Source organism: Neobacillus niacini (assembly GCF_036961885.1).
Taxonomy (GTDB): Bacteria; Bacillota; Bacilli; order Bacillales; family Cytobacillaceae; genus Neobacillus; species Neobacillus niacini_H.
In genome coordinates, this window is the sequence record NZ_JBALNQ010000036.1 from 1 (window position 1) to 1,276 (window position 1,276).

At 40.4% G+C, this 1,276-nt stretch carries 1 protein-coding gene; it reads left to right on the forward strand.

Annotation, left to right across the window (positions count from 1 at the left end; translation table 11 throughout):
• Positions 1-4 precede the first annotated feature (4 nt).
• Complete coding sequence (locus tag V7124_RS15880) at positions 5-1,225, forward strand: MFS transporter (RefSeq protein ID WP_420490552.1); 1,221 nt, start codon at positions 5-7, stop codon at positions 1,223-1,225.
• Positions 1,226-1,276 lie beyond the last annotated feature (51 nt).

The window sequence follows — 1,276 nt, forward strand, 5'->3', positions numbered from 1 at the left end:
TGCAGTGTCTGCAAAAACAGCCAAGACTTCCGAGAAGACCATGTATAATATTCTTTTTATCATCGGGCTTTGCCATTTACTTAACGATGCCATTCAGGCAGTGGTCCCAGCAATGTTTCCAATCCTAGAAAAATCGATGGGTTTATCCTTTACTCAGCTAGGAGTTATTGCCTTTTCCTTGAATATGGTATCATCGGTACTTCAGCCAGTAGTTGGTGTTGTTACAGATAAAAAACCTATGCCGTTCGCGCTGCCAATAGGACTTACGTTAACACTTGGCGGTGTTCTAGGATTAGCTTTTGCACCTTCCTTTGGTCTGATTGTTATTTCCGTCATTTTTATCGGGCTTGGTTCCGCAGTATTTCATCCTGAAGGGTCAAGAGTAGCCTATATGGCCGCAGGAAATCGTAGAGGTCTGGCACAATCTATTTATCAAGTAGGGGGTAATACGGGGCAGGCATTGGCACCACTTATCACAGCGCTTATCCTCGTTCCACTCGGCCAAAGAGGCGCATCATGGTTTACCATTGTCGCAGCAATTGCAGTTTTGTTATTAATCTATATCGCTACTTGGTATAACAAAAAATTAGCCAGCGATCTCCCTCTTATCAAAAAGAAGAATACATCAACAACTACAAAGATGGGTCTCTCCAAAAAAATTAAACAGGCATTGTTATTAATTCTTTTACTCATATTTGCTAGGTCATGGTATATTTCGGGGATGACAAATTTCTATGCTTTTTATGCTATCGAGAAATATGCCCTGCCCATAAAAGAATCACAATTATTCCTATTTGCCTTTTTAATTGCTGGTGCTTTTGGAACTTTTTTTGGCGGGCCCTTAGCTGATCGCTTTGGGAAGAAAAAAGTAATATCAGTTTCAATGTTGGCGACTGTACCATTTTCCGTACTTATTCCTTTTGTACCTCCAGCCATTGCCTTCATCTTTCTAACGCTTTCAGGTTTTATTTTTATGGCGAGTTTTTCTGTTACGGTCGTTTACGCACAAGAACTAGTGCCAGGTAAAATTGGGACCATGTCAGGGTTAACGGTGGGGCTCGCCTTCGGAATGGGAGCGATCGGATCAGTAGGACTTGGATACATAGCTGATATTTTCAGCTTATCAGCAATGGTTTCCTCGTTAGGATTCTTACCATTGCTAGGTTTACTTGCATTCTTACTTCCAAGTGATCAAAACGTCCGCAAATGGAATCTAAAAAATTAGAAAGGATGTATATGAGGTAAATATTAATTTAATAACAATGTTGATTTGTGC